18 protein-coding genes and 1 tRNA gene are annotated in these 19,488 nt (G+C 65.7%); 6 read left to right on the top strand and 13 right to left on the bottom strand.

The window, feature by feature from the left end; translation table 11 throughout:
- Positions 1 to 341: 341 nt before the first annotated feature.
- The gene (locus AC5RWA_RS03200; protein WP_494056538.1) at positions 342 to 1,349 is read left to right on the top strand and encodes a LysM peptidoglycan-binding domain-containing protein; all 1,008 of its coding nucleotides are present in this window, start codon (positions 342 to 344) and stop codon (positions 1,347 to 1,349) included.
- 101 nt (positions 1,350 to 1,450) lie between these two features.
- Here AC5RWA_RS03200 and AC5RWA_RS03195 read toward each other — a convergent pair whose 3' ends face one another.
- From AC5RWA_RS03195 to AC5RWA_RS03185, 3 genes are all read right to left on the bottom strand, one after another.
- The gene (locus AC5RWA_RS03195) at positions 1,451 to 1,876 is read right to left on the bottom strand and encodes a CBS domain-containing protein (protein WP_494056537.1); all 426 of its coding nucleotides are present in this window, start codon (positions 1,874 to 1,876) and stop codon (positions 1,451 to 1,453) included.
- 312 nt (positions 1,877 to 2,188) lie between these two features.
- A tRNA-Tyr gene (locus AC5RWA_RS03190) sits at positions 2,189 to 2,270 on the bottom strand.
- A 168-nt stretch (positions 2,271 to 2,438) separates the two neighbouring features.
- A complete protein-coding gene (locus AC5RWA_RS03185) occupies positions 2,439 to 2,693 on the bottom strand; it encodes a hypothetical protein (protein WP_476246262.1) in 255 nt (84 codons plus the stop codon).
- Between the two features lie 186 nt (positions 2,694 to 2,879).
- On the opposite strand from AC5RWA_RS03185, the gene AC5RWA_RS03180 reads away from it, so the two are divergent.
- On the top strand, positions 2,880 to 3,371 hold the full coding sequence (locus AC5RWA_RS03180) for a YajQ family cyclic di-GMP-binding protein (protein WP_079596566.1): 492 nt from the start codon (positions 2,880 to 2,882) through the stop codon (positions 3,369 to 3,371).
- A gap of 164 nt (positions 3,372 to 3,535) precedes the next feature.
- On the opposite strand, the gene htpX is transcribed toward AC5RWA_RS03180, so the two are convergent.
- Complete coding sequence (htpX, locus tag AC5RWA_RS03175; protein ID WP_494056536.1) at positions 3,536 to 4,402, bottom strand: zinc metalloprotease HtpX; 867 nt, start codon at positions 4,400 to 4,402, stop codon at positions 3,536 to 3,538.
- 131 nt (positions 4,403 to 4,533) lie between these two features.
- Here htpX and AC5RWA_RS03170 point away from each other — a divergent pair, with 131 nt between their 5' ends.
- From AC5RWA_RS03170 to AC5RWA_RS03160, 3 genes are all read left to right on the top strand, one after another.
- Positions 4,534 to 5,019 (top strand): Fur family transcriptional regulator, encoded by a 486-nt coding sequence (locus AC5RWA_RS03170; RefSeq protein ID WP_494056535.1) that lies wholly within the window; start codon positions 4,534 to 4,536, stop codon positions 5,017 to 5,019.
- 7 nt (positions 5,020 to 5,026) lie between these two features.
- Positions 5,027 to 6,508, top strand: a complete 1,482-nt coding sequence (locus tag AC5RWA_RS03165) for a catalase (RefSeq protein WP_494056534.1) — start codon at positions 5,027 to 5,029, stop codon at positions 6,506 to 6,508.
- Between the two features lie 122 nt (positions 6,509 to 6,630).
- Complete coding sequence (locus tag AC5RWA_RS03160) at positions 6,631 to 7,266, top strand: DUF2461 domain-containing protein (protein ID WP_494056533.1); 636 nt, start codon at positions 6,631 to 6,633, stop codon at positions 7,264 to 7,266.
- Positions 7,267 to 7,300: 34 nt separating this feature from the next.
- Here the strand turns inward: AC5RWA_RS03160 and AC5RWA_RS03155 are convergent, their stop codons facing one another.
- From AC5RWA_RS03155 to AC5RWA_RS03120, 8 genes are all read right to left on the bottom strand, one after another.
- Positions 7,301 to 7,903 carry a TetR/AcrR family transcriptional regulator gene (locus AC5RWA_RS03155; protein ID WP_494056532.1) on the bottom strand — a complete coding sequence of 201 codons (603 nt, stop codon included), beginning with the start codon at positions 7,901 to 7,903 and terminating at the stop codon, positions 7,301 to 7,303.
- A gap of 73 nt (positions 7,904 to 7,976) precedes the next feature.
- Positions 7,977 to 9,542, bottom strand: coding sequence for an amino acid permease (locus AC5RWA_RS03150; protein ID WP_494056531.1), 1,566 nt, complete (start codon positions 9,540 to 9,542; stop codon positions 7,977 to 7,979).
- A gap of 175 nt (positions 9,543 to 9,717) precedes the next feature.
- Complete coding sequence (locus AC5RWA_RS03145; RefSeq protein ID WP_494056530.1) at positions 9,718 to 10,125, bottom strand: DUF779 domain-containing protein; 408 nt, start codon at positions 10,123 to 10,125, stop codon at positions 9,718 to 9,720.
- A complete protein-coding gene (gene adhP / locus AC5RWA_RS03140) occupies positions 10,125 to 11,147 on the bottom strand; it encodes an alcohol dehydrogenase AdhP (RefSeq protein ID WP_176156816.1) in 1,023 nt (340 codons plus the stop codon). The genes AC5RWA_RS03145 and adhP overlap by 1 nt, the downstream gene beginning before the upstream one ends.
- A 43-nt stretch (positions 11,148 to 11,190) precedes the next feature.
- Positions 11,191 to 12,717, bottom strand: a complete 1,527-nt coding sequence (exaC, locus tag AC5RWA_RS03135) for an acetaldehyde dehydrogenase ExaC (protein ID WP_079596722.1) — start codon at positions 12,715 to 12,717, stop codon at positions 11,191 to 11,193.
- 161 nt (positions 12,718 to 12,878) lie between these two features.
- Positions 12,879 to 14,219, bottom strand: coding sequence for a helix-turn-helix domain-containing protein (locus tag AC5RWA_RS03130; RefSeq protein ID WP_494056529.1), 1,341 nt, complete (start codon positions 14,217 to 14,219; stop codon positions 12,879 to 12,881).
- 107 nt (positions 14,220 to 14,326) lie between these two features.
- The gene (locus tag AC5RWA_RS03125; protein ID WP_494056528.1) at positions 14,327 to 15,787 is read right to left on the bottom strand and encodes an FAD-dependent oxidoreductase; all 1,461 of its coding nucleotides are present in this window, start codon (positions 15,785 to 15,787) and stop codon (positions 14,327 to 14,329) included.
- Positions 15,788 to 15,839: 52 nt separating this feature from the next.
- Entirely contained in the window at positions 15,840 to 16,838 is a 999-nt protein-coding gene (locus AC5RWA_RS03120; protein WP_275728565.1) for a DNA topoisomerase IB, read from the bottom strand.
- A gap of 104 nt (positions 16,839 to 16,942) precedes the next feature.
- Between AC5RWA_RS03120 and rarD the strand changes: the two genes are divergently transcribed.
- Positions 16,943 to 18,001: an EamA family transporter RarD gene (gene rarD / locus AC5RWA_RS03115; RefSeq protein WP_494056527.1), complete on the top strand. Its 1,059-nt coding sequence runs from the start codon at positions 16,943 to 16,945 to the stop codon at positions 17,999 to 18,001.
- A gap of 76 nt (positions 18,002 to 18,077) precedes the next feature.
- Here rarD and gabT read toward each other — a convergent pair whose 3' ends face one another.
- Complete coding sequence (gene gabT / locus AC5RWA_RS03110; RefSeq protein ID WP_494056526.1) at positions 18,078 to 19,448, bottom strand: 4-aminobutyrate--2-oxoglutarate transaminase; 1,371 nt, start codon at positions 19,446 to 19,448, stop codon at positions 18,078 to 18,080.
- Positions 19,449 to 19,488 lie beyond the last annotated feature (40 nt).

The following is a 19,488-nucleotide window of genomic DNA, read 5'->3' as shown; positions in this document are numbered from 1 at the left end:
CCGGGGGGCAGGTATGTGCGCCCTGCGTGCGTGAGTAGCAGCTACGGCGCCACCAAGTACCGGCCTAAAAAATTCGGGTAATTCCTACTGGTGCCGTGCCCCAGGCCCGCTTCCTAGACTCGGGACTCCTAGGACCGAACACGCACTGGCGGGTCCCCCGGGTTGGCTTCCGGAGGTTCCGCTTACTCGCGGAGCCTCCGTATTTCTGGGTATGCGGATGCCTCCATCCCGCGCTGCCTGCGCGGCCCCGGCATCTGCCTGGGCTGCCGGCACGCTGCATCTCGCTCCGTCCTGCCGGCCCGCTTTCGCGCCCGGCCGGACCGACCCCGGATGGGCCACCCATGAACGAGCCTTACCTCACTACACCTGAAGGCGAGAGCAGAAGCTTCGCCACTGACGAACCCCGTACCGACCTGACCACGGGCCGGCCGGCCATCAGCAACAGGCTGTGGGCCGGAATGGCCACCGCCGCCGTCGTAGCAGCGGTAGGCGTGGGAGCCTTGGCAGCGCCGCCGGCTTCCCTGAACCAGGGCTCGGTCAGCCAGGGCGCGACGGCGGCTGGCCAGGTTGCCGGCGCCGCGGCACCTGCCGGCGACGGCACCACCGTCGAGGCCGGGGGCAGTGCGGCTCCCGGGCAGCAGCCTGCCGCCGTCCCGGCAGCAGAAGCTCCGGCGGCAGTCGCCCCTGCGGCTTCCGAACCGGCACCCGTGGAACCCGCACCGGCTCCGCCGGCCCCCGACCCTCAACCGGCACCGGCCGGCGACCCGAACCTCTACACCGTGGTTCCCGGCGACACTGTCGCAGCCATCGCGGGCAGGCACGGCGTGGACATGAACGCGATGCTCGCCGCCAACGGCCTCGGCCCCTACAGCGTGATCGTGCCGGGCCAGACCCTTGTGCTGACCGGACCGGCAGTAGCAGCGCCCGCCCCGGCAGCTGCACCGGTGTCCGTGCCGGCTCAGGCCCCGGGTCCGGCTCCGGCACCCGCCCCGGCTCCCGCCTTTGTTCCGGCTGCTCCTGCCGTGCGGACCATTTATGTTGCGGGCGCTGGCGGGCAGGAAATGGTGGACGCCTGCATCGGCCCGATCCACTACACCCCAGGCGACGGGTATTCGCTGTTTATCACCGAGCATGATTTCTGCGGCGGCTGGGCACGGTTCTCCGGAATCGGGGTAGGGGAAACCGTAAGCATCCCCGGCTACGGCACCTACACGGCAACGGCACGCGGACAGGTTCCCAACCCGGGCACCACCAACGACGTACTCAACGTATTCGGAGGGTTCCCCCGCGCCATTCTGCAGACCTGCATTCCGGGCACCAGCCAGATGCTCCTGATTGCGCTGAACTGATTCCCCGCCTGGTTGCGGGGTGTTAAAGCTTGTCCGCGGGTCCGAACCTGGTAGGACGGGATCCGCGGACAAGGCCACGTGGTTGCGCTGCCGTAGTGGCGCTACACCCGATGGCGTTCTGAAATATGCTCCACCAGTTCGCCCACACGCTGCTCGGAGTAGTTGCGTGCGATGTCACCCTGGCTGATGATGCCCACCAGCTTGTGGTCGGCGATCACGGGGAGCCGCCGGACCTGGTGCTTTTCCATCATCTCGATGGCAGCGTCCACGTTGGCGTCGGCATCAATCCAGTGAGGGCGCCCGGCGGCAAGGTCCCGGGCCATCATCTGGCCGGGATCGCGGCCGGCGGCAACGCACTTGAGAACGATGTCGCGGTCGGTGATCATGCCCATCAACTTGCCGTCATCGCCACAGATCGGCAGTGATCCGCAGTCCAGGTCCATCATCATCCGGGCTGCATCCACCAGTGACTGGTTTTCCTTAATACATCGTGCATCCGTGGTCATGAATTCACGTACAGCACTCATTGAATCCTCCTTTATCGATGGATGTATCGACGCAGGGCATCGGGGCCGCGTGCGCCGATAACTGCCAGACTACGCCCGGGCCGGTACGGTGTCGACGGCGATTTCGGCGCCCATGTCCCCCTGAAATTCTCCCCGCCTTATGGACTACTCCTCCTGAAACGCCGCGGGGAATAGACCATCAGGCGGGGAAAACTGACTGCTGGCGGGTCGTGGAGCCGGGGGTAGCCAGTGAAGCGGGGCGGCTCGGCCGGCAACAATGCCGGGACACGAAAAAACCTCCGGAACCATCAGGTTCCGGAGGCTTTCCTTGGGTGGCAGATGAGGGATTCGAACCCCCGTAGGCGTTGCCAGCTGATTTACAGTCAGCCCCCTTTGGCCGCTCGGGTAATCTGCCGAACTTCACAAGAAGCTACCCTCGGCTGCAGTCTTTGGAACGTCCGTTTCCGGGCCGTTCCGCTTCCAGTAACCGCGGGCAAGACAACTTTACAGAACTTCCGCCGAAGAATCGAATCGAGGCCCGGGCGGCAGCAAAATCACCGGAATTACGCGGAAATCCGGCCCGTCAGGCCTCGCCCAGGATCCTCCCGGCCAGCTTGGCCTCGAACCTCAGGGCCTGCTCCTCAGTGATCTGGTTCAACTGGACGGCCCGGAGCAGGTCTGCGTGCACACCTTCCAGGCGGGAGGACGCGTCCGCAACGGGACTGAAAATGATGGAGGCAGCAACTGCGGCTGCGGCCACCGATGTTGCCGCCGTTGCCACCGCCCCGGCCGCAGCGGTGGTGGTTTTCGAGACGTAACTGACGGCTTTGCGGTGCATGGCGTTCCCTTCGAGCAACAATCCAACACGTACAACTCTCCCCAGCACTCCTTCGTTCCCTCCGTGCGTCCGCTGAGAGGGAACTGTGAATTCCTCCACTCCACCGGGCGGGGCATCCGTATTAGGCTTGAACGCAGTGATCCATGCCCTGTCCGCGCACAGGGCTCCCACCAGCGAAGGAGAGTCATGGCAGGCGAGTCAACGTTCGACGTCGTAAGCAAAGTAGACAAGCAGGAAGTGGCCAATGCACTGAACCAGGCACAGAAGGAACTGGCGCAGCGCTACGACTTCAAGGGCGTAGGCGCCGAGGTGGACTTCAGCGGCGAAAAGATCCTGATGAAGGCCAACTCCGAGGAACGCGTCCTGGCCGTCCTGGACGTCCTGCAGTCCAAGCTGATCCGCCGGGGCATCTCGCTGAAGTCCCTGGACACCGGCGAGCCCTACGCCTCCGGCAAGGAATTCCGGCTGGAAGCCTCCATCAAGGAGGGCATCGCCCAGGACCTGGCCAAAAAGATCAACAAGCTCATCCGCGACGAGGCCCCCAAGTCCGTCAAGTCCCAGATCCAGGGCGACGAGCTGCGGGTGACGTCCAAGTCCCGCGATGACCTGCAGGCCACCATGGCGCTGCTGAAGGACTTCGAGGAAGCCGACCTGCAGTTCGTGAACTTCCGCAGCTAACGGCACGGCGCCGTCGTCCTTCGACGCGCAAAAAGACCTGCCGCTGCACAACGAGGCTGGCGCACCCGGAATATGGGTTGCGCCGGCCTCTTTGCGTATCACCAGGGAGTTTCCGCAGCACGGCGGGGCTTCTTGGGCGCTTAGGGCCCGACGGCGGCGCACGCCTACCGCAGTGGCCCGCCGGCCATGCGCTCCAGGCGGGCGATCCTGTCCCGCATGGGCGGATGCGTGGCAAACAGCTTGTTCATCGCGCCGCCCCGGAACGGGTTGGCGATCATCAGGTGCGACGCGTTGACCAGCCTCTGGTCCTGCGGCAGCGGCGCGATGCCCACGCCGCGCTCGATCTTGGCCAGGGCTGAGGCAAGCGCCAGCGGGTCGCCGGTCAGCTGGGAGCCGTCCTCGTCGGCGTCGTACTCCCTGGTGCGGGAAATCGCCATCTGGATCAGGGACGCCGCGAAGGGTGCCAGCAGGGCCATGGCCAGCATGGCGAGCGGGTTGGAGTTGCGCCGGTCGCCGCCGAAGAACAGCAGCATCTGGCCCACCGAGGTGATGACGCCGGCGACGGCGGCCGCCACCGACGAGGTGAGGATGTCCCGGTTGTAGACGTGCATGAGCTCATGGCCCAGCACGCCGCGCAGCTCCCGCGCGTTCAGGAGCTGCAGGATCCCCTCCGTGCAGCAGACGGCGGCGTTGCCGGGATTGCGTCCCGTGGCGAAGGCGTTCGGGCTCATGGTGGGTGAGAGGTAGATCCGCGGCATGGGCTGGTTGGCGCGGACCGACAGCTCCCGGACCATTTGGTACAGCTGCGGCGCCTGGGCCTCTGTGACGGGATAGGCCTGCATGGACCGGATGGCGATCTTGTCACTGTTCCAGTAGCCGTAGGCGGTGGTGGCCACGCCGACCAGCGCCATGATCCAGATGGGCGCGGAGCTGCGCGTGCCTGCACCTATCAATGCGCCCAGGCCCAGCAGGACCGCCCACAAAACGCCAAACAGCGCCGCTGTCTTCAGTCCGTTGTAGTGCTTGTGCACGTCTCCTCCTTGCTCACTATGGGAACGGCTTTCCGTGCAACACGGTTCCATGACGGCGTTCACTGCCGGGAAATTCCGAGGTTAGCCAACCCTTATTGTGAGATATTCATAATAAGTGTTTCAATGGAGCCATGACGGAGCACACAGGCGGCCACGAGGACTGGGCTGGTGCCCTGCGCGCTCACGGCCGCCGGGTGACCAAGCAGCGGCTCGCCGTGCTGGCCGCCGTCGAACGCCACCCCCACTCCCCCGCCGAAAGCATCCTCACTGCGGCCCGCGCTGAGCTGCCCGAGCTGACAGCACAGTCCGTGTACGTGGTGCTCGGCGACCTGACGGACCTGCACATGCTGCGCAGGTTCGAGCCGCCGCACTCCCCGGCTCTGTACGAAACCCGGGTGGGCGACAACCACCACCACGCCATCTGCATCAGCTGCGGCCGGGTGGAGGACGTGGACTGCGCGGTGGGCCATGCCCCCTGCCTCACGCCCCACTGGGATGAGAACGCCAAGCCGATGACCATTCAGATCGCCGATGTCATGTACCAGGGCATCTGCCAGGACTGCCAGCAGTCCCAACAACTTCCCTCCAATCGTCCCTCGCAAGAAATAGAGAAATAGGAGAAAAATGACTGTCATTTCAACAACCCAGTCAGGTGCCCCCGTCACGTCCGACGCCCACTCGAAGTCAGTTGGTGCCGACGGTGCCATCATCCTGACCGACCACTACCTGGTGGAAAAGCTCGCCCAGTTCAACCGCGAGCGGGTTCCGGAGCGTGTGGTGCACGCCAAGGGCGGCGGCGCATTCGGCACGTTCAAGACCACCGAGGACATCTCGGCCTACACCAAGGCAGCGTTCCTGCAGCCCGGCGTTGAGACCGAGATGCTCATCCGCTTCTCCTCCGTCGCCGGCGAGAACGGCTCCCCGGACACCTGGCGCGATCCCCGCGGTTTCGCCGTGAAGTTCTACACCTCCGAGGGCAACTACGACCTCGTGGGCAACAACACCCCCGTCTTCTTCATCCGCGACGGCATCAAGTTCCCGGACTTCATCCACTCCCAGAAGCGCCTCCCGGGCACCCACCTGCGCGACGCCGACATGCAGTGGGACTTCTGGACCCTGTCCCCCGAGTCCGCCCACCAGGTCACCTGGCTGATGGGTGACCGCGGCCTGCCCGCCTCCTGGCGCGAAATGCAGGGCTACGGCTCACACACCTACCAGTGGATCAACGCCGCAGGCGAACGCTTCTGGGTCAAGTACCACTTCAAGTCCAACCAGGGCGTGAACTCCATGACCGGCGAGCAGGCCGAAGCCCTGGCCGGCTCGGACGCGGACTTCTACATCCGCGACCTGTCCGAAAACATCGAAGCCGGCAACTTCCCGTCCTGGGACCTGCACGTCCAGGTCATGCCCTACGAGGACGCCAAGACCTACCGCTTCAACCCGTTCGACCTCACCAAGGTGTGGCCGCACGCTGACTACCCGCTGATCAAGGTGGGCACCATGGAGCTGAACCGGAACCCGGAGAACTACTTCGCGCAGATCGAGCAGGCCACCTTCGCGCCGTCGAACTTCGTGCCCGGCATCGCCGCGTCCCCGGACAAGATGCTGCAGGCCCGCATCTTCTCCTACGCGGATGCACACCGCTACCGCGTGGGCACCAACCACGCCCAGATCCCGGTGAACCAGCCCAAGAACCAGGTCAACAACTACAGCCAGGACGGCGCCGGACGTTACCTGTTCAACGCCCCCTCGGTTCCGGTCTACGCCCCGAACACCTTCGGTGGCCCGGCTGCCCTTGAGCCGCAGAACCCGGCCGGCGGCTGGGAGAACGACGGCGAACTGACCCTCGCCGCGCACTCCCTGCACGCCGAGGACAGCGACTTCGTCCAGGCCGGCGCGCTGTACCGCGAGGTCTACGACGACGCTGCCAAGGCCCGCTTCCTGGACACCATCACCGGTGCCGTGGGCGGCGTCAAGCGCTCCGACATCAAGGAACGCGCCATCCAGTACTGGACCAACGTTGACGCCGAACTCGGCGCCAAGCTCCGCGCCAACCTCGGCGCAGCACCCCTCTCCGACGCTGAGGCAGCCAACAAGATCGGCTGATTCCGCCCGGGGTTGCATCTGAAACCACCCCGCCACGGCTGCCGTGGCGGGGTGGTTTTTTCGCTTTCCACATAGCCGCCGGCGCCGTAGCCGCGGCCAAGCGCGCTCCCTAGGATCGCTGTATGACAACTTTCCAGGGCATACCCGCCGGTGCTTTCGGGTTCTATGCCGAGCTGCAGGACAACAACAACCGGGAGTGGTGGCTGGAGCATAAGGACAGCTACCAGTCGCTGGTCCGGGATCCGCTCGCGTCGCTCCTCGAAGAACTTGAACCCCGGTTCGGGCCAGGAAAAATTTTCCGCCCCAACAGGGATGTCCGGTTTTCATTGGACAAGTCGCCCTACAAGACCGCACAGGGCGCTTTTGCCTCGGGACAGGAAGGTGTGGGGTACTACCTTCAGATCAGCGCGGAGGGCCTGCTGGTGGGCGGTGGCTACCACTCCCATTCACCCGCTCAGCTGGCGAGGTACCGGAACTCAGTCGACGCCTCGGGCACCGGGGAGTCGCTGCGGCACATTGTGGAGGCCGTTGCTGCCGCCGGGTTTGCGGTGGAGGGCGAGAAGCTCAAGACAGTGCCGCGCGGCTACGCCCGTGACCATCCGCGGGCCGAACTCCTCAAACACAAATCGCTGGCGGCAAGCGTTGATCTGGCCCAGCCCGAATGGCTGGACGGCCCCGCCGCTGTCCCGGAAATCGCCAGGCTCTGGGAGGAGCTCCGCCCGCTCGTGGACTGGGTTACCCGGCACGCAGCCCCGTGATACTGCCGGCAGCCCAGTGGGCAAGGCCTGCTGTTTAGGCGTCCTGGACGGCGGCCAGGCGGGTTTCGAGGTTGTTGAAGAACACGGTCAGCATCAGTTCGAAGGCTTTGGTGGCCGCCTCCGGTTCGTTCATGACCACGAAGTCGAACTGCAGCCCGTAGAAGGTGGAGGTGAAGAGCCGGGCATCGGTATCCGCATGTGCTTCTGGGATCCCCTGGACCATCAGCCAGTCACGGGTCTTGTGGTGAAGCATCCGGAAATGCTCCTGGGACGTTCCGCGCGGCTCGGCGGCGACGATGTCCTGGGCAGTGGCCTCGAATTCCAGCCGCGTCAGGTGCCGGTTCCGCTGAGCCATGGTCCACTGCCAGGAATCCAGCAGGAACTCCCGCCAGGCGGCGCGGTCGATGTCGTGGACATCGGTGTTTCGCATGCGGTCCAGCCGGGATTCGATCGAGACCACAATGTCATTGATCAGCTGGTCGCGGCTGCCGAAGTGGTACACCAGCACGTAGGCGCTCATGCCCAGCCCCTCGGCAAGGCTGCGGAACGTCAGCTCCGCCAGCGTCTTATCCATCAGGTAATCCAGGATGGCGCCCAACAGCTCGGCTTTGCGTTCGGGTCGTGTGGGTCGTGCCATGAATCCATCCTAGAAGCCGGACATGCAAATGCCCGCCCGGGTATGGCCCGGGCGGGCATCAGCAGCGGGCCGGTCAGGCGCGGGTGAACTCGTCCTCGTCGTCGCGCTCGGTGGCGGCAGCGGTTGAACCACCCGCAGCAGGGCCGTTGACCGAGGCGCTGGCAGCGCTGAAGCGCTCGTTCAGGCGCGAGTGGCGCTGGCCGTAAGCGAAGTAGATGGCCAGGCCGATGATCAGCCAGATGGCAAAGAAGATCCAGGTCTCCACGGCCAGGTTGGTCATCAGGTAGAGGCACAGCAGGGCGGACACAACCGGCAGGACCTTGCCGAACGGGACGCGGAAGGCGGGCTTCAGGTCCGGGCGCTTCTTGCGCAGCACCAGGATGCCCAGGCTGACCACAACGAAGGCGGACAGCGTGCCGATGTTGATCATTTCCTCGAGCAGGTCCACGTTGGTCAGGCCTGCCACGAGAGCTACCGCGGCGCCGCAGATGATCTGGAGGCGGACCGGCGTCGAACGCTTCTCGCTGGTCTTGGACAGTGCCCGGGGCAGGAGGCCGTCGCGGCTCATGGCCAGGACCACGCGGGACAGGCCCATCAGCAGGACCATGATCACGGTGGTCAGGCCCACCAGGGAGCCGAACGCGATAATCTTCGCGGCGGACGTGTCACCAACGGCTTCGAAGGCCGTGGTGAGTGTCGGGTTCTCGGCCTCGGCCAGCTGGGTGTAGGACACCATGCCGGTGAGGGCCAGCGACACCAGGATGTACAGCAGGGTGACCAGGGCGAGGCCGCCGAAGATGCCGCGCGGAAGGGTCTTCTGCGGGTTCTTCACTTCCTCCGCGGAGGTGGCCACCACGTCGAAGCCGATGAAGGCGAAGAACACCAGCGCGGCACCTGCGAAGATGCCCAGGGTGCCGTACTGGGCGGGAGCCGCGCCGGTGAGGAAGCCGAAGAAGGACTGCTTCAGGACGTCAGCGGCGCCGGTGCCGCCGGTGGGCTCGGCCGCAGGGATGAACGGCGCGTAGTTTTCGAACTTGACGTAGGTGAAGCCCACCACGATCACGAAGAGGACAACGCCGATCTTGATCAGGGTGAAGATGTTGCCTACCCGGGCGGACAGTTTGGTGCCGAGCACCAGCAGCACGGTGAAGACGGCAACAATCAGGAACGCGCCCCAGTAGAGGTCAACGCCGCCCAGCGAGACGGCCGGCGGAATGTCCGCGCCCATCAGCGCGAAGACCTTGCTGAGGTAGATGCCCCAGTACTTGGCGATGACGGCCGCGGCGGTGAAGAGCTCCAGGATCAGGTTCCAGCCGATGATCCAGGCAAGGAGCTCACCCATGGTGGCGTAGGTGAAGACGTAGGCGGAGCCGGCCACCGGGATGGCGGTGGCGAACTCGGCGTAACACATGATGGCCAGGGCGCAGGTGATGGCGGCGATGGCAAAGGACAGGGTCACGGCCGGGCCGGAGAAGTTGGCGGCAGCCTTGGCACCCACGGAAAAGATGCCGGCGCCGACAGCAACGGCGACGCCCATGATCATGAGGTCCCAGGTGCTGAGGGAGCGCTTGAGCTTGCGTCCGGGTTCATCGGCGTCGGCAATCGACTGCTCGATGGATTTGGTCCGGAGAAGGTTCATTGGGGATCACAATCCTGATTTGTGAAGGAAACGGACCTATCCACGATAGTATCCATCCACTGGACGGCCCCAATTGTTCCGAATGGTGAGACAGCCCTTCTGCCAAACTTTATTCTGCATCAAGCGCTTGAGGCCCTCCGAATGGAGGGCCTCAAGGACTACTTATCCGAACGGGCTAGGCCGGCCAGTCCATCAGGGTGGACCGGATCAGGAAGCGTTTGCCCTCCGGCGCTTCCACCGAAAAGCCGCTCCCCCGCCCGGGAACCACATCAACGGTCAGGTGGGTGTGGCTCCAATAGTTGAACTGCTCCCGGGACATCCAGAACTCCAGCGGCTGCGGTTCCGGCCCATCCGAGAGATCAAACAGCCCCAGGAGGACGTCCGAATCGCCGGTCAGGAAGTCGCCTGCCGGATAGCACATGGGCGAGGATCCGTCGCAGCAGCCGCCGGACTGGTGGAACATCAACGGTCCGTGCCGGAGCCACAGCGAGCGCAGCAGCTCCACGGCCGGCGGCGTGAGCGCCACCCGGGAAAAGTCCTCCCCGGGCAGCGTCACTGCAGCATCGAGGCTGTCCAGGGCCATCAGAACCTCAGGACCACGCGGCCGTCGATCTTGGCGTGCTTCATCTCGTCGAACACGGCGTTGACCTCCGAAAGCTCCCGCACGGATACCGTCGGGTGGATTTTTCCCTGGGCGTAGAAGTCCAGCGCCTCCTCCAGGTCCTGGCGCGTGCCCACGATCGAGCCGCGGACGGTCAAGCCCTTGAGCACAATCTCGAAGATGGGCGCCGGAAAGTCGCCCGGCGGCAGCCCATTGAACACAATCGTCCCGCCGCGGCGGGCCATGCCGATCGCCTGTCCAAAAGCTGACGGGTGCACTGCGGTGACCAGGACTCCATGGCAACCTCCGGTTTCACGCTGGATCACTTCCACGGGGTCTTCGTGCAGTGCGTTGACGGTGAGTTCCGCACCGTGCGCCTTGGCCAGGGCGAGCTTGTCGTCGGCAATGTCCACGGCCGCAACCCTCAGCCCCATGGCCACGGCGTACTGCACGGCAATGTGCCCCAGCCCGCCGATACCCGAGATGGTGACCCACTGGCCCGGCTTGGCTTCGGTCATCTTCAGGCCCTTGTAGACGGTGACGCCGGCACAAAGCACCGGCGCCACCTCGACGGGGTCGGATCCCGCCGGAATGCGAGCGGCAAAGCGGGTATCGACGAGCATGTACTCGCCGAAGGACCCGTCCACGCTGTAGCCGCCGTTTTTCTGGACCTCGCACAGGGTTTCCCAGCCGGTGCGGCAGTACTGGCAGTCGCCGCAGGCGGACCAGAGCCAGGCGTTGCCCACCAGGTCGCCCACCGCGAGGTCGGTGACGCCCTCGCCCAGTACCACCACTTCGCCTACGCCCTCGTGGCCGGGAACAAAGGGCGGTGAGGGTTTGACCGGCCAGTCGCCCTCGGCGGCGTGGAGGTCGGTGTGGCAAACGCCGGTGGTGAACACCTTGACCAGGGCTTCCCCCGGGCCGGGGGTTGGGATGGGAAGGTCCTGGACCTGGAGCTCTGTGCCGAACCTGTTTACTACTGCTGCTTGCATTGTCGTCGTCATTGGCGAAAATCCTTGCGTCGTTGTAGCGATGGTGTGCGAAGGCTTAGAAGAAGCCCAGCTTGTTTTCGTTGTAGCTGACCAGGAGGTTCTTGGTCTGCTGGTAGTGGTCCAGCATCATCGAGTGGTTTTCCCGCCCGATGCCTGAGGACTTGTAGCCGCCGAACGCGGCACCCGCCGGGTAGGCGTGGTAGTTGTTGACCCAGACGCGGCCTGCCTGGATTTCGCGCCCGGCACGGTACGCAATGTTGCCGTTGCGGGACCAGACGCCGGCGCCCAGGCCGTACAGGGTGTCATTGGCGATGCCCATGGCGTCGTTGTAGTCGCTGAACTTTGTCACCGACACAACCGGGCCGAAGATCTCCTCCTGGAAGATCCGCATCTTGTTGTGCCCCTCGAAAACGGTGGGCTGGACGTAGTAGCCACCGGCCAGGTCGCCGGGCAGCTCTGCCCGTCCGCCGCCGATAAGGACCTTGGCGCCCTCCTGCTTTCCGATGTCGATGTAGGACAGGATCTTCTCGAGCTGGTCGTTGGAGGCCTGGGCGCCCACTTGGGTTTCCGTGTCCAGCGGGTTTCCCTGGACCATTTTCGCTACGCGGGCCACGGCGTCGGCCATGAAGGAGTCGTAGATGTCTTCCTGCACCAGGGCGCGGGACGGGCAGGTGCAGACCTCGCCCTGGTTGAAGGCGAACAGCGCGAAGCCCTCCTGCGCTTTGTCGTAGAACGCGTCCGAGGTGTCTGCTGCGACATCGTTAAAGAAGATGTTGGGGCTCTTGCCGCCCAGTTCCAGGGTGACGGGGATGAGGTTCTGGCTGGCGTACTGGCTGATCAGGCGGCCGGTGGTGGTCTCGCCGGTGAAGGCGATCTTCCGGATGCGGGGGCTGGACGCCAGGGGCTTGCCGGCCTCGACGCCGAACCCGTTGACAATGTTGAGGACGCCGGCCGGGAGGAGGTCGCCGATGAGCTCGATGAGCACCAGGATGGACGTCGGCGTCTGCTCGGCCGGCTTGAGGACCACGGCGTTGCCGGCGGCGAGCGCCGGTGCGAGCTTCCAGACGGCCATCAGGATGGGGAAGTTCCAGGGGATGATCTGGCCCACGACGCCGAGCGGCTCGTGGAAGTGGTAGGCGGTGGTGTCGTCGTCGAGCTGGGAGAGCCGGCCTTCCTGGGCGCGGACGGCGGAGGCGAAGTAGCGGAAGTGGTCCGCGGCGAGCGGGAGGTCCGCGTTGAGGGTTTCCCGGACAGGCTTGCCGTTGTCCCAGGTTTCGGCGACGGCGAGCATCTCCAGGTTCTCGTCGATGCGGTCGGCGATCTTGTTCAGGATGGCGGCACGTTCAGCGACGGACGTCTTGCCCCAGGACGGCGCCGCCTTGTGGGCTGCGTCAAGGGCCAGGTCGATGTCCTCTGCCGTGCCGCGGGCCACCTCGCAGAAGGCCTTGCCCGTGACGGGGGTGATGTTTTCGAAGTACTGGCCCTTCACGGGGGCCACCCACTCGCCGCCGATCCAGTTCTCGTAGCGGTCCTTGAAGGTGACCTTCGAGCCCTCGGTTCCGGGCTGTGCGTAAACAGTCATTGCTAGCTCCTTTGCTGTGCAGTCCAGGCTTTCGCCGTTGGAGCAAGCGTAGGAGCGGACAGGTTGCAGCCAGGTTGCAACGTTGCCCAGTTGGTTGAGCACAGGGGCCACGCCCGCCGGGTTCCCTGGCCGAGCTTGCGAGGTTAGGGAGCGGGTGGGGATTAGGCGCGGAGCTCGGCTTCCAGCCGTTCCAGGTCAGCGACGACGGCGGCCCGCTTGGGTGAGCGCGCAGGAAGGAGGCGGAGGGCGGCACGGCGGACCCCGACGTCGTCCCTTGCCTCGGGCAGCTCGGCGTACCTGAGGAGCGACTCGGCGCTGCCGTCGGTCAGGACTGCCTCGCGCAGCAGCGACGAGACCCTGTCCCGCAGCTCCACGATGCCGGGCGCCTCGGACCGCGGGAGGACGGCGCCGCGGTAGATTTCCAGGGCGATGCGGTGCGCGCCGCGCTGCAGGCAGCTCAGCACCTGGCCGCTGTCCGGCACCACGTCCACGGGCAGGCGGTAGGGCCGCGATCCCGGGACGGCATCCGGATTGAGCTGCTGGAGGACTTTGCGCAGGCGCACCATCTCCGCCCGGAGCGTGATGGCGGAGCCTTCCCCGGGGTACAGCAGGACGGTCAGTTCTTCGGCAGTGAGCCCGTCAGGGTGGGTGCTGAGCAGCGCAAGGATTTCGCTGTGCCGGGCGGACAGTGCAACGGTTTTGCCTTCGAGGCTGAGCAGGGCCTGGTCGCGGCCCAGCAGCTGCAGGCTGTTCCGGTAGAGGCTGCCTTCCTTGGTGCCCGCGCCAGGTGCGCGGGCAGCGGGAGACGCGGCCCGCCGTCGTTCAGGCCTGCGGGCGAGCTCTGCGGCCAGCTGGAGGCGCTCGACACGCAGCTGCGCCTGGGCTGCCGCCACGGTTGCCTCCACGAGGGACAGGGTGTGGGGGGCCACCGCCGTGGCGGTGCCGGTGATGTCCACGACGCCGAGGACCGCACCGGAATCGGGGTCGTGGAAGGGTACGGCGGTGCAGCTCCACGCATGCACGGCGCGCTGGTAGTGCTCGGCACCGGCGATCTGGATGCCGCGGCCCAGGGCAAGGGCCGTTCCCGGAGCGCTGGTGCCCACCGTGGCCTCGGACCAGTCGGCGCCGGGGACGAACATCATGCCCTCGGCCCGGCGCTGCAATGCGGGGTCGCCCTCCACCCAGAGCAAACGGCCCACTTCGTCGCCGACTGCCACCAGCAGTCCGCTGTCGTGGCTGGGCTGGACCAGGAGTTTGTTGATCACGGGCATGATGGCGGCCAGGGGGTGCTGGCTGCGGTAGTCCTCCAGCTCATCCCGGTCAAGCGCCAGCGGTGCTGCAGGGTTGTCCGGATTCGCCTTGAAGCTGACTGAACGCTGCCAGGACTCGCGGATCAGGTTGCGCAGGCCGCTGGGGGCATCCGGAAGGGCGCCGCCGTCGAGCTGTTCGTGGGCGGCCAGGGCGCTGGTCTGCAGTGGTTCCGGCTGGATCAGGTTCCTCATTGAACTCCTGTGCTGCCTGTAGGCACGGCATCACCATGCCGGCCAAGGGGTGGCCGCCATTCTAACCCTGCACCGGTCCGTAGCGCCCCGGATTCCCTGAAAAACCCTTAGCCGCGGGAAATCCGGATCATGTCCTCGCGGGGAACCACCTTGATCCGTTCCCGGACCACGTGGTCCAGGCCCTCGGGCCCGGTCCAGGCGGCACCGAGGCCTGCCTCATGGGCATCGAGCCGGTTCCACCCTTCCCAGGTGGTGTATTCAATGCCGCGCTCTTCCAGCAGGTCGATGATGGCCTGCGGATCCGGGTTTTGGGCCGGGGGCAGCGTGAGCCGGTCTTCGAGGAGAAATCCGATGGTTTCCAGCGCGTCGCCCTTGGTGTGGCCGATCAGGCCGACAGGTCCACGCTTGATCCAGCCGGTGGCATAGATGCCCGGAACCGGGTTGCCCTCGGCGTCCAGGACCCGGCCGCCCTCGTTGGGGATGACCCCGCGCTTGGCGTCGTACTCCAGTTCATCCAGGGCCGAGCCGTGGTAGCCGATGGCACGGTACACCGCCTGGACCGGGTACTCGATGTACTCCCCGGTGCCTTTGGCGTTGCCGGTGCCGTCAAGCTGCATGCGCTCAAACTTGATGCCGCCCACCTTGCCCGCGCCGTCGTCGAGCACTTCCACGGGGCTGTGCAGGAAGTGCAGGTGCAGGCGCCGCGATGAAGGGTTCTCGGATTCTGCGTGCTCCTCCACCAGCCAGTTGGTCAGTGTGTTCACCATGGTCTTGATCTGGTTATTGGTGCGGATGGCTTCATCCGAGGCGTCGTCGAACTCGAAATCCTCCGGATACAGCACGATGTCCACATCATTCATGTGGCTGAGCTCCCGCAGCTCCAGCGGCGTGAACTTCACCTGGGCCGGGCCGCGGCGGCCAAACACATGCACGTCCGTGACGGGCGAGGACTTCAAGCCCTGGTAGACGTTGTCCGGGATCTCGGTGCTGAGCAGTTCCTCCGGGTGCTTCACCAGCATGCGCGCCACGTCCAGGGCCACGTTGCCGTTCCCGATCACCGCGATCTCCCTGGCCTCCAGCGGCCATTCGCGGCCAACGTCGGGGTGCCCGTCGTACCAGGACACAAAGTCGGCGCCGCCAAAGGAACCCGCCAGCTCAATACCGGGAATGGCCAGGTCGGCATCCTTGACCGCGCCCGTGGAGAAAATCACCGCATCGTAAAAGGACCGGAAATCGTGCAGGGTGAGGTCCCGGCCGTACGTCACGTTGCCCAGGAACCGGATGTCGCCGCGGTCCAGGACCTTGTGCAGGGCGTTGACGATGCCCTTGATGCGGGGGTGGTCCGGGGCTACGCCGTAGCGGATCAGGCCGTAGGGTGCGGGGTATGCCTCGAACAGATCAATGCTGACCTCGAAGTCGCCGTCCTTCACGCCGCGGGACTTGGTGAGGATATCCGCAGCGTAGACCCCCGCCGGTCCTGCGCCCACAATGGCGACGCGGAGCGGGCGGTTGGAAGCTGTTTCGCTGGGGTTGGACACCGGGAGCCCTTCTGAACTGACCATTTTCATGATGCATCGGGATGCGCCGAGTCGGGTAGCGCACAATCCCTTATTCTAGGCCTCACCCGCTCTTGGCCAGCGGCACCACGTTGCCTTCGCGGTAGAGCAGCGCACGAAGCTCCGCCTCCGCCGATTGAAGACGCTTGGGGTCGATGGTCTCACCGGCGTGGTAGTGGTCCAGCACGCGTGGGTCCACATAGCTTTTCCGTGCGATGGAGGGTGTGTTTCCCAGGGTATCGGCGGCATCGTGCATGGCCCGGCTGATGGCCCTCTTCCGTTTGGCGGCAGTCCTCTGGGGACCGGTCCGGGCCAGGCTTTCGGCAGCCGCGATGGTGCCGCGCAGGGTGCGGAAGTCCTTCGCCGTGAAGTCGGAGCCGGTCCGTTCCTTCACGTAGGCGTTGATGTCGGCGCTGGTGACCGGGCGCCATCGTCCGCCCTCCTTGTACGCAAGGAGCCTGGCGTTGGGGCCGCGCCGTTTGAGCAGGCGCAGCAGGGCAGCCAGGTCGGGGTCGCGGATCTCCGATTCCCAGTCCTTTCCGCTCTTGGCCGGGAACCTCAGGTGGATGCGGTCTTTTCGGACCTGGACGTGGGCGCACAGCAGGGTGGCCAGTCCGCGGCTGCCGTTCTCGTTGGTATAGCGCTCGGAGCCTACCCGCAGGGACCCGCTGTCCAGCATCCGGAACGCCCCGGCAAGGACGCGCTCCCGGGTGAACCCTTCACTGCGCAGGTCCATCGTCACCCGGCGACGGGCGGAAGGCAGGGACTCGGCAAGCTGCAGGGAACGGTCAAACTTGAGCCGGTCCTTCCGCTCCCGCCATTCGGGGTGGTAGATGTACTGGCGCCGGCCCACCGCATCCACCCCCGTCGCCTGGATGTGCCCGTTCTCGAACGGGGCGATCCACACGTCCGTCCAGGCCGGCGGAATACCAATACTCTCCAGCCGGTCCCTGACGGGCCCCGGGGGCAGGGTGGAGCCATCGAGGTCCCGGTAGCTGAAGCCCTTGCCGGCGGGCACCCTGCGGTATCCGCGGCCTGAGGCGTTGCTGCGCCGGAGCCTCATGGGGCGGCTTTCGGCAGGTCGGCAAACATCATAAAAGCAAGCCTACTGACTATTTGGCGTTTCCGGCGGTGCCGGCTTGGAATACCTGTCCCGGTGCTGGTGTTATGGGTTTCGTGCCCACCCCTGAAGGATCCTCCCCTGCCAGTCCGCCAACCGCAGCCATGACAGGCACCGCTTCTGCCAAAGGCGCCCGCGGAGGCGGAGCAGCGGGTGCCGCGAAGCCAGGCGCCCCCAAGGCAGTGGACAAAGAGACGACGGCGGGAATCCTCTTCGGCATCGGGGCTTACGGGCTGTGGGGGCTGCTCCCCCTGTACTTCTTTGTCCTCATGCCGGCAGGCGCCATCGAAATCGTGGCAAACCGCGTGGTGTGGTCCCTGCTCTTCTGCGCACTGCTGATCACCGTCACCCGGGGCTGGCCGGCCCTGGTTGCGGCGGTCCGGAACACTTCGGTGTTCGGCCCCCTGGCCCTGGCCGCGTTCCTGATCGCCATCAACTGGCTGACGTACACCTACGGCGTGACCACCAACCAGACGGTGGAAGCTTCATTGGGATACTTCATCAACCCGCTGGTTTCCGTCCTCCTTGGCGTCTTCGTCCTCAAGGAAAAGTTGCGTCCGCTCCAGTGGGCCGCCGTCGGGATCGGTTTTGTGGCGGTGGGCGTCCTCACCTACTCTTACGGCAAGCTGCCGTGGATCGCGCTGACCCTGGCCTTCAGTTTTGGCCTCTACGGCTTCGTCAAGAAACGTGTCGGCCCCAGGGTGGATGCAGTCACAAGCCTCAGCGTGGAGACCATGGTGCTGGCACCCTTCGCGGCGGCCACCATGGTTTTCCTTGCCGTCACGGGTTCCGCCACGCTCACCACCCAGGGTGCAGGGCACTTCTGGCTGCTGCTGGCCTCCGGCGTCATCACCGCCGTCCCGCTGGTCTTCTTCGGCGCTTCGGCCCGCCGGCTGCCGATGACCACCATCGGGCTCCTGCAGTACTTCGCGCCCGTGCTGCAGTTCATTGTTGCGCTGCTGGTGTTCCGGGAAGCCATGACCGTGGACCGCTGGATCGGATTCGGTGTGGTGTGGCTGGCCCTCATCGTCCTCACCGTGGACATTCTGCGGACCGCGCGCAAAAACTCGGTGGCCCGCAAGTATGCGGCCCACCACCCGGCCTAGTCCGTAAACCCAGGAAGGCGGGACCAGCAGATGCTGGTCCCGCCTTCCTGGCGTTGCCGGAGGGAGTCGTTTCCGGTTAAGCGTTGGCCTTGATGGCGGCGGCGAGGACGTCCAGGCCGTCGTTCAGCAGGTCATCGGTGATGACCAGCGGCGGCAGCAGGCGGATCACGTTGCCGTAGGTGCCACAGGTAAGGATGATGACGCCTTCCTTCAGGCAGGCGGCAGCAACGGCCTTGGTCAGTTCGGGGTTGGGTTCCTTGGACCCGGCCTGGACCAGTTCGATGGCCAGCATGGCGCCGCGGCCGCGGATGTCGCCGATCACGCCTGTGCCGGTGCCGGCAAGTTCTGCCTGCAGGTCGCGGAGGCGGCCGGTGGCGAGTGCCTCGATGTGGCGGGCGCGGCCGGCCAGGTCGTATTCCTCCATGGAACCGATGGATGCCAGGGCAGCGGCGCACGCTACCGGGTTTCCGCCGTAGGTGCCGCCCAGGCCGCCGGGGTGGACGGCGTCGAGCAGGTCGGCGCGGCCGGTGATGGCGGACAGCGGCATACCGCCGGCGATGCCCTTGGCAAGAGTCATGATGTCCGGGATGACGCCCTCGTGGTTGACGGCAAACCATTCACCGGTACGGCAGAAGCCGGACTGGACCTCATCAGCGATGAAGACAATGCCCTTTTCCTTGGCCCATGCAGCCAGCGCCGGCAGGAAGCCCTCAGCCGGGACGATGAAGCCGCCCTCGCCCTGGATGGGCTCGATGATGATCGCGGCAACCTGGTCCCCGCCGATCTGCTTTTCGATCATGGTGATGGCGCGCTTGGCAGCCTCGGCACCGGTGATCTGCGGGTTTTCCTCGCGGTACGGGTAGCTCATGGGCATGCGGTAGACCTCGGGCGCGAACGGGCCGAAGTTGGTCTTGTACGGCATGGCCTTGGCGGTCAGCGCCATGGTGAGGTTGGTGCGGCCGTGGTAGGCGTGGTCGAAAGCGACGACGGCGTCACGCCCGGTGGCGAGGCGGGCCACCTTCACGGCGTTTTCCACGGCTTCTGCGCCGGAGTTGAAGAGGACGGTGCGCTTTTGGTGGTCACCGGGGGTGAGGCGGTTCAGCTGCTCGGCGACGGCCACGTAGCCTTCGTAGGGTGTGACCATGAAGCAGGTGTGGGTGAAGTGCTCCACGGCTTCCTTGACGGCACCGACGACGGCGGGATCGGACGCGCCCACGCTGGTGACTGCGATGCCCGAGCCGAGATCGATGAAGGAGTTGCCGTCAACGTCATGGATGATGCCGCCGTCGGCGTCTGCCACGTATACGGGAACGCCGGAAGCGACGCCCGCGGCCACCACGGACTTGCGCCGCTCGGCGAGGGCGAGGGACTTGGGGCCCGGGAAGTCGGCCTGGACGCGGCGCTTCTGCTCCAGGCGGAAGGTGATATCGGATGCGGTGGTGGTCATGGGTTTTCCTTTCAGAGCCTGGTGATCGAGCCTGTCGAGA

It is taken from the genome of Arthrobacter sp. 210 2 (assembly GCF_059093025.1).
The sequence above is the reverse complement of the archived record's forward strand: the minus strand, read 5'-3'. Positions and strand labels throughout refer to the sequence as shown.

Excerpts from the sequence above, each read along its gene's own strand:
- AC5RWA_RS03200 (WP_494056538.1), top strand. The coding sequence starts at position 342 with ATGAACGAGCCTTACCTCACTACACCTGAAGGCGAGAGCAGAAGCTTC.
- AC5RWA_RS03195 (WP_494056537.1), bottom strand. The coding sequence starts at position 1,876 with ATGAGTGCTGTACGTGAATTCATGACCACGGATGCACGATGTATTAAG.
- AC5RWA_RS03185 (WP_476246262.1), bottom strand. The coding sequence starts at position 2,693 with ATGCACCGCAAAGCCGTCAGTTACGTCTCGAAAACCACCACCGCTGCG.
- AC5RWA_RS03180 (WP_079596566.1), top strand. The coding sequence starts at position 2,880 with ATGGCAGGCGAGTCAACGTTCGACGTCGTAAGCAAAGTAGACAAGCAG.
- AC5RWA_RS03170 (WP_494056535.1), top strand. The coding sequence starts at position 4,534 with ATGACGGAGCACACAGGCGGCCACGAGGACTGGGCTGGTGCCCTGCGC.
- AC5RWA_RS03165 (WP_494056534.1), top strand. The coding sequence starts at position 5,027 with ATGACTGTCATTTCAACAACCCAGTCAGGTGCCCCCGTCACGTCCGAC.
- AC5RWA_RS03160 (WP_494056533.1), top strand. The coding sequence starts at position 6,631 with ATGACAACTTTCCAGGGCATACCCGCCGGTGCTTTCGGGTTCTATGCC.
- AC5RWA_RS03155 (WP_494056532.1), bottom strand. The coding sequence starts at position 7,903 with ATGGCACGACCCACACGACCCGAACGCAAAGCCGAGCTGTTGGGCGCC.
- AC5RWA_RS03150 (WP_494056531.1), bottom strand. The coding sequence starts at position 9,542 with ATGAACCTTCTCCGGACCAAATCCATCGAGCAGTCGATTGCCGACGCC.
- AC5RWA_RS03145 (WP_494056530.1), bottom strand. The coding sequence starts at position 10,125 with ATGGCCCTGGACAGCCTCGATGCTGCAGTGACGCTGCCCGGGGAGGAC.
- adhP (WP_176156816.1), bottom strand. The coding sequence starts at position 11,147 with ATGACGACGACAATGCAAGCAGCAGTAGTAAACAGGTTCGGCACAGAG.
- exaC (WP_079596722.1), bottom strand. The coding sequence starts at position 12,717 with ATGACTGTTTACGCACAGCCCGGAACCGAGGGCTCGAAGGTCACCTTC.
- AC5RWA_RS03130 (WP_494056529.1), bottom strand. The coding sequence starts at position 14,219 with ATGAGGAACCTGATCCAGCCGGAACCACTGCAGACCAGCGCCCTGGCC.
- AC5RWA_RS03125 (WP_494056528.1), bottom strand. The coding sequence starts at position 15,787 with ATGAAAATGGTCAGTTCAGAAGGGCTCCCGGTGTCCAACCCCAGCGAA.
- AC5RWA_RS03120 (WP_275728565.1), bottom strand. The coding sequence starts at position 16,838 with ATGAGGCTCCGGCGCAGCAACGCCTCAGGCCGCGGATACCGCAGGGTG.
- rarD (WP_494056527.1), top strand. The coding sequence starts at position 16,943 with ATGGGTTTCGTGCCCACCCCTGAAGGATCCTCCCCTGCCAGTCCGCCA.
- gabT (WP_494056526.1), bottom strand. The coding sequence starts at position 19,448 with ATGACCACCACCGCATCCGATATCACCTTCCGCCTGGAGCAGAAGCGC.